Consider the following 7,230-nt stretch of genomic DNA (forward strand, 5'->3'; position numbering starts at 1 on the left):
CCGCCTCATCGGCCATCTCGACGTGGAGGGCATCGCGGTCGGCCTCGGAATAGACCGCAACCGTTTGAATTCCCATCTTGCGGGCAGTCTTGATGACCCGGCAGGCGATTTCGCCGCGATTGGCGATCAGAATGCGTTTGAACATGCTTTTCTTGAGTCTCGACCTTGGGCGGGACCCTTCCCCTGCCGTTGGGGCCTATGGGACGGGCGGTGTGGCTCCCGTGGTACATCAAAATAGGCCGGAGGCAACGGTCTAAATCCGCCCAGCTCTGGCGTACCAGCACAAGACCGCAGCCGGCGTGGCAAGCCTTTGAGCGACCTACGGCTTCCCAGTCCTGGCCGTGCCCTTGGCAACGTCCCGGACCAGGCCGTGAATGAAGCCCAGCTTGCCGACCACCGCCGGTGACAGGATGAAGGGATAGAGGTCGTGCAGGCCCATGGCGCGGTTGACGCTGTTCATGGCGAAGGTGAAGGGCAGCCATGCGTTGACGAGCGCCTCGACGTCCCTGGCCTCGTAGGGGCTGAAACGGATGCGCGCGGTCAACTCTCCATCGCGATCCACCTTGGGGCGCACCTCCATGCCGAATTCCGAGGCCATCTCCAGGGTGTCGACGATGTGGAGGTAGTGCGCCCAAGTCTCGGCGAAGTCTTCCCACGGGTGCGTCGTCGCGTAGGCCGAGACGTAATTCTGCTGCCAGTCCGGCGGTGCGCCTTCCGCGTAATGGCGCTGCAAGGCCTGCCCGTAATCGACCGAATCGTCGCCGAACACCTCGCGGCAGGCCTCCAGCTTGCCCCCGTCGCGGACCAGCACGTCCCAGAAATAGTGCCCGACCTCGTGGCGGAAATGCCCCAGCAGCGTCCGGTAGGGCTCGCCCATCTCCAGCCTGCGCCGCTCGCGCTCGATGCCATCGGCCTCGGTGAGCGCGATCGTGATCAGGCCGTTGTCGTGGCCGGTCATGACCTTTTGCCCACTGTTCGGATCATCGGCGAGGAAGTTGAAGATCAGGCCGTGCTCGGGATTGTCCTGACGGTTCTGGAGCGGCAGCTTCCAGCGGATCAGGGAATAGAACAGCCGGTGTTTTGCCACCTCCAGCTCGCGCCAGCCGGCAAGCTGAACCGGATCGGACAGGTCCGGCACCATGCCGTTGTGACGGCAGGCACGGCAATAGCCGTTGATATCGCCCGCATCCGTCAGCCAGTTGCAGGCGTCGTGGTCGGCATTGCGGCACAGCATGCGTCCCCTGCCCTTGTCGGCCAGCGTCGTCCAGGCCCCGCCTTGGGCCTCTCCGTCGGGCTCGAGCGCCGACATCGTCTCCCTCTCGGGGAGGAAGGCGACGCGATGACCGCAACGCTCACAGGCGCGGTTCTCGAAATACAGGACGTTGCCGCAGGACTGGCAGACAAAGAGCTTCAAGATCTAGCCTCTTCGAAAAGGAAGTGTTGCGAATGAGAGTTGTGGGGCCTCGCGAAGACTCGTCCGCAGGCGCATCGTTCCAATATCAGGAACAAATTGCCAGACCCCGGCGTTGATTGACCGCACTTTCCCGCGTTTGGCTGGCCGCGGGCCCTTCCAGACAGTCAATTTCCTCTGGGCAATGGCCATCACGCTCCGTCTGTGTGAATATCGGTCCGGCATGTGCGCACCCGGATGACAACGGCCGACGCCTTGAACGATCCTTTGCCCGAGACCATCGCAGCCGAAAGGCTGCGCCAGCACCTGGAAGACGTCGCGCGCGAGCGCGACAACGCCTATCGCGCGCTCCAGGAGCGCGAGGCCGAACTCGCGCGCATCCAGCGCATCGGCAAGGTCGGCGGCCTCGAGGTGGATTTCCGCGAAGGCTTCAAGAACCGCCGTTCCCCCGAATATCTGATCATCCATGGGCTGCCCCCGGAAGCCACCGACGAAACGCACGAGGCCTGGGTCAACCGCATCCACCCCGAGGACCGGGATGCGACCGTGAAGCATTTCTTCGACGTTCTCGCCGGAACGAGCCAGGACTACGTGGCCGAATACCGCATCATCCGTCCGAGCGACGGTGAGACCCGCTGGATCCGGGTCGTCGCGAAAATCGAGCGCGACGAGGATGACCGCGCCATCCGGCTCGTCGGCGCCCATATCGACATCACCGACCAGGCGCTGGCGCGCGAGACGCTCCGCGAGAGCGAGGAGCGCTTCCGGCTCATCGCCGACAGCGCGCCGGTGCCGATCTGGGTGACCAAGCTCGACCGCAAACGGTCCTTCGCCAACCAGGCCTATGTCGACTTTGTCGGCCTGCCCTACGACCAGGCCATCGATTTCGACTGGCGCAAGGTGCTGCATCCGGACGACCTGCCGCATGTGCTGCAGCAATCGGTGCAAGGTGAAGCCTCGCTGAAACCCTTCGTGCTGGAAGCGCGCTACAAGAATGCCAGTGGCGAATGGCGCTGGCTGCGCTCGGAATCGCAACCGCGCTGGGACGCGACCGGCAAGCATATCGGCTTCATCGGCGTCGCCCACGACATCACCGTCGCCAAGCAGGCCGAGATCGAGCTCCGGCGGCTCAACGAGACGCTGGAGGAACGCATCGCCGAGCGCACCGCTGAGCTCGAATCCAACGAGGCCCGGCTGCGCGCGATCCTGGAGACCAGCAACCAGTATCAGGGCCTGGTCGATCTCAAGGGCGAACTGCTCTACGCCAACAAGACCGCACTCGACGGCATCCGCGCCGAAGCGCCGGATGTGATCGGCAAGCCGTTCTGGGACACGCCGTGGTTCACGGGAACCCCCGGCATGAGCGATGTCGTGCGCGAAGCCTTCAAGACCGTCCTGAAGGGCAATGCGGTGCGGCTGGAGATGCGGCTGCGCCTGCCGATTGGCGAACGCGATTTCGACTTCGGCATGCGACCGGTGCTCGACCGCCACGGCAACATCACCGGCGCCGTTCCCGAGGCCGTCGACATCACCGAGCGCCGGCGCGGCGAGGAAGCGCTGCGGCAGTCGCAGAAGATGGAGGCGATCGGCCAGCTCACCGGCGGCGTCGCGCACGACTTCAACAACCTCCTGACCATCATCCGCTCGGCGACCGACTTCCTGCGCCGGCGCGAGCTGCCCGAGGAACGCCGCCGACGCTACGTCGACGCCATCTCCGACACCGTCGAGCGCGCCTCCAAGCTGACCGCGCAGCTGCTCGCCTTCGCGCGCCGGCAGCCGCTGAAGCCGCAGATCTTCAACGTCGGCAGCCAGGTCGAGGGCGTGGCGCAACTGGTCCGCCCGCTGGTCGGCGGCCGCATCGAGATCGTCGCCGAGATCGAGGATGCAGACTGCTTCACGGTCGCCGACATCGCGCAGTTCGAGAGCGCGCTGATCAACCTCGCCATCAACGCCCGCGACGCCATGGAGGGCGAAGGCCGCCTCACCATCGCGGTGCGCAAGGTCGAGGGGATTCCGAGCCTGCGTGCGCAATCGGCGCGCGGCGGCGACTTCGTCGCGATCTCGGTCACGGATACCGGCAGCGGCATCGCGGAGGAACATCTCGAGTCGATCTTCGAACCGTTCTTCACCACCAAGGAAGTGGGCAAGGGCACGGGCCTCGGCCTCAGCCAGGCGTTCGGCTTCGCAAAGCAGTCCGAGGGCGACATCGCGGTGACGAGCACGCAGGGCGAAGGCGCGACCTTCACCATCTACCTGCCGCAGGCACAGAGCCCCGCCGCCGAGAAGGACGCGGCGGCGCTGACCAGCGAAGCCGCGACCACCGGGCGCGGCTACCGCGTGCTCCTGGTCGAGGACAATGACGATGTCGGCCAGTTCTCGACCGAGCTCCTGGAAGATCTCGGCTACGTCGTCCGCCGCGTCGCCAATGCCAATGCCGCGCTCGCGATCCTCGGCGAGAACGAATTCGCCGTCGACCTCGTCTTCTCCGACGTGATCATGCCCGGCATGAACGGCGTCGAGCTCGCCGGTATCATCCGTGAGCGCTATCCGGGCCTGCCCGTCGTGCTCACGTCCGGCTACAGCAACGTGCTCGCCGAAAATGCCCATCGCGGTTTCGAGCTGATCCAGAAGCCGTATTCGGTCGAATCGCTCTCGCGCATCCTGCGCAAGGCGATCACGGAGAAGCTGTCGGTGGCAAGGTGAGTGTTATAGCTGCGCGAAGCTGGCCACACACACTCCGTCGTTGCGAGCGCAGCGAAGCAATCCAGACTGCCTCCACGGAAAGACTCTGGATTGCTTCGCTGCGCTCGCAATGACGGCGCTGGTGCGCCGTCCTGAAACAACGGATTCCAATGATATGAAACCCGCCCTCCTCTCGGCCTGGCAGACCTGGGCGCTGCTCTCGGCCTGCTTTGCGGCGCTGACCGCGATTTTCGCCAAGGTCGGTGTCGAGAACATCAATCCGGACCTCGCCACCTTCATCCGCACCGTCGTGGTGCTGCTCGCTTTCTCTGCGCTGCTGTTCTTCACAGGGCAATTCGTCGTGCCCTCTGCGGTCTCCTCGAAAACCTGGCTGTTCCTGGTGTTGTCGGGACTTGCGACCGGCGCCTCATGGCTCTGCTATTTCCGCGCGCTGAAGCTTGGCCCCGCAACATTGGTCGCGCCGATCGACAAGCTCAGCGTCGTCCTGGTCGCGCTGTTCGCCTTCGCCTTTCTCGGTGAGCGCCCGACGGCGCAGGGCTGGCTCGGCATCGCCATGATCGGCGCCGGCGCGGTGCTGCTGGCCGTGAAATTCTGAAGCGGAACAAGGATGCCGCGTCGTCCGTTCTGCCCGGACGTTTCAGCGCCTCGATCGAGATACCGATGTCGAACCAGGACCCCGATCAGACGAGGCGAGCCGGCCGCGCGCTGGATGCGGCCAATTTCTTTCTTGCCGACGTCCGCGACGGGCTCGGCCCCTACCTTGCCGTCTATCTCCTCACCGAGCAGCGCTGGGACGAGGCTCGCATCGGTCTCGTGATGTCGATCGCGACCATTGCCGGCATCATAGCGCAGACGCCGGCGGGCGCGCTGGTCGATGCGACCAGGGCGAAGCGAACCGTGATGGTTGGCGCCGCCGTCATGGTGACAGCAGCCTCGCTGTCACTGCCTTTGTTTCCCACGTTCCTGCCGGTCGCGATCTCGCAAGGAATAGCCCAGGCCGCCGCCGTGATCTTTCCTCCGGCGATTGCAGCCGTGTCGCTCGGCATCTTCGGGCACGCCGCCTTTACCAAGCGGATCGGCCGCAACGAGACCTTCAATCACGCGGGCAACGCGGTCGCGGCAACGCTTGCCGGGCTCTCCGCCTATTGGTTCGGACCGACCGTCGTGTTCTACCTGCTCGGCGCCATGGCGATCGCAAGCCTCGTGAGCATCACCGCGATCCCCGAGCGCGCGATTGACCACGACCTTGCCCGCGGACTGCACGATTCGGACACCGGCGCCCAGCGGGAGGCACCTTCCGGCCTCGCGGTGCTCTTGACCTGCCGCCCCCTGCTCGTCTTCGCGATCTGCGTCCTGCTCTTCCATCTCTCCAACGCAGCCATGCTGCCACTGGTCGGACAAAAACTCGCGCTTCAGGACAAGAACATGGGCACCAGCCTGATGTCAGCCTGCATCGTCGCGGCGCAATTGGTCATGGTGCCGTTCGCGATGCTGGTCGGCGCAAGGGCCGACCAATGGGGACACAAACGCTTCTTCCTCGCGGCGCTCCTGGTCCTGCCTGTTCGCGGCGCGCTCTACACGCTCTCCGACAATCCGTTCTGGCTGGTCGGCGTGCAGCTCCTCGACGGCGTCGGCGCGGGCGTCTTCGGCGCCATCTTCCCCGTCATCGTCGCCGATCTCATGCGCAACACCGGCCGCTTCAACGTCGCGCAGGGCGCGGTCATCACCGCTCAGGGGATCGGAGCTGCGCTGTCGACGGCGCTCGCCGGCTTCGTGGTGGTCGGTGCCGGCTACGGCGCGGCATTCGTCACGCTCGGCGCCGTCGCGGCGATCGGCGCCGTCATCTGCCTCGTCGCCTTGCCTGAGACACGGCATGGCGCCTTGCGGCCGCAGGGGAAGACAGCGCCGGCGACATCGGATATCGCTGCCGAATGAACCCGTTCCACATCGAGGACTGAACGTGCCGTCTGACGCCATCTGGGCCTGGAGCATCATCGTCGCGGCGACCGCAGGCGTCATCATCCGCCCGTTCCGCCTGCCCGAGGCGATCTGGGCGGTCATAGGTGCCGGCGCCCTCGTGCTGCTTGGCTTGCTGCCCTGGCAGGATGCGCTTGTCGGCATCGAGAAGGGCCTCGACGTCTATCTCTTCCTGATCGGCATGATGCTGATCGCCGAGCTCGCCCGGCTCGAGGGTCTGTTCGACTATCTCGCCGCGCTCGCGGTCGAATATGCGGATGGATCGCCGCAGCGGCTCTTTTTGCTGATCTATCTCGTCGGCACTTTTGTCACCGTCCTGCTCTCCAACGATGCCACCGCGATCGTGCTGACCCCGGCCGTCTACGCCGCGACGCGCGCGGCCGGCGCCAAGCCGCTGCCCTATCTGTTCGTCTGCGCCTTCATTGCGAATGCCGCAAGCTTTGTGTTGCCGATCTCCAACCCGGCCAATCTCGTCGTGTTTGGCGCGCGCATGCCGCACCTGACTGAATGGCTGCGCCTGTTCGCCCTGCCCTCGGCCGCCTCGATCCTGCTCACCTATGTCGTGCTGCGCCTGACCCAGCACCGCGCGCTCAAGGAAGAGACCATCGCGCGCAGCGTCCCGCATCCGAAACTCGGCCGCGGCGGCAAGCTCACAGCCGTGGGCATCATCGCGATCGGCGTCGTGCTGGTCTCGGCCTCGGCGCTCGACAAGCAACTCGGCCTGCCGACCTTCGTCTGCGGCGTGGTGACGGCCGCTCTGGTGCTGCTGCTCAGCAGCCAGTCACCGATGCCCGTACTGAGGGGCGTGTCGTGGAGCGTGCTGCCGCTGGTCGGCGGCCTCTTCGTGATGGTGGAAGCTCTGATCAAGACCGGCGTGATCGGGCAGCTCAGCGCGCTGCTGCACCAAGGAGTCGCGCAATCGATCCCGAAAGCGGCCTGGAGTGTCGGCATCGCGACCGCATTCGCCACCAATGTCGCCAACAATCTTCCGGTCGGTCTCGTCGCCGGCTCTGTCGCCGCCAGCGATCATTTGCCCGCGCCCGTCGTCAGCGCCATCCTGATCGGCGTCGACCTCGGTCCCAATCTGTCGGTAACGGGGTCGCTCGCCACCATCCTCTGGCTGGTCGCGCTGCGGCGGG

At 65.5% G+C, this 7,230-nt stretch carries 6 protein-coding genes; 4 read left to right on the plus strand and 2 right to left on the minus strand.

All coding sequences use genetic code 11. The features are described from left to right. Both A5906_RS45990 and A5906_RS20510 read right to left on the minus strand, forming a co-directional pair. The coding region (locus A5906_RS45990) for a biotin carboxylase N-terminal domain-containing protein (protein WP_430642406.1) at window positions 1-145 on the minus strand (145 nt) is incomplete at its 3' end. A gap of 174 nt (window positions 146-319) precedes the next feature. Further along, complete coding sequence (locus A5906_RS20510) at window positions 320-1,414, minus strand: zinc-binding metallopeptidase family protein (protein ID WP_080137145.1); 1,095 nt, start codon at window positions 1,412-1,414, stop codon at window positions 320-322. A gap of 222 nt (window positions 1,415-1,636) precedes the next feature. On the opposite strand from A5906_RS20510, the gene A5906_RS20515 reads away from it, so the two are divergent. From A5906_RS20515 to A5906_RS20530, 4 genes are all read left to right on the plus strand, one after another. Further along, window positions 1,637-4,114 carry a PAS domain S-box protein gene (locus A5906_RS20515; RefSeq protein ID WP_080137146.1) on the plus strand — a complete coding sequence of 826 codons (2,478 nt, stop codon included), beginning with the start codon at window positions 1,637-1,639 and terminating at the stop codon, window positions 4,112-4,114. Between the two features lie 154 nt (window positions 4,115-4,268). Further along, the gene (locus A5906_RS20520; RefSeq protein ID WP_080137314.1) at window positions 4,269-4,709 is read left to right on the plus strand and encodes an EamA family transporter; all 441 of its coding nucleotides are present in this window, start codon (window positions 4,269-4,271) and stop codon (window positions 4,707-4,709) included. Window positions 4,710-4,774: 65 nt separating this feature from the next. Next, on the plus strand, window positions 4,775-6,049 hold the full coding sequence (locus A5906_RS20525) for an MFS transporter (protein ID WP_080137147.1): 1,275 nt from the start codon (window positions 4,775-4,777) through the stop codon (window positions 6,047-6,049). Between the two features lie 25 nt (window positions 6,050-6,074). Further along, on the plus strand, window positions 6,075-7,230 hold a 1,156-nt coding region (locus A5906_RS20530; RefSeq protein ID WP_080137148.1), incomplete at its 3' end, for an arsenic transporter.

Origin of the sequence: Bradyrhizobium sacchari (assembly GCF_002068095.1) — a bacterium.
Classification (GTDB): domain Bacteria; phylum Pseudomonadota; class Alphaproteobacteria; order Rhizobiales; family Xanthobacteraceae; genus Bradyrhizobium; species Bradyrhizobium sacchari.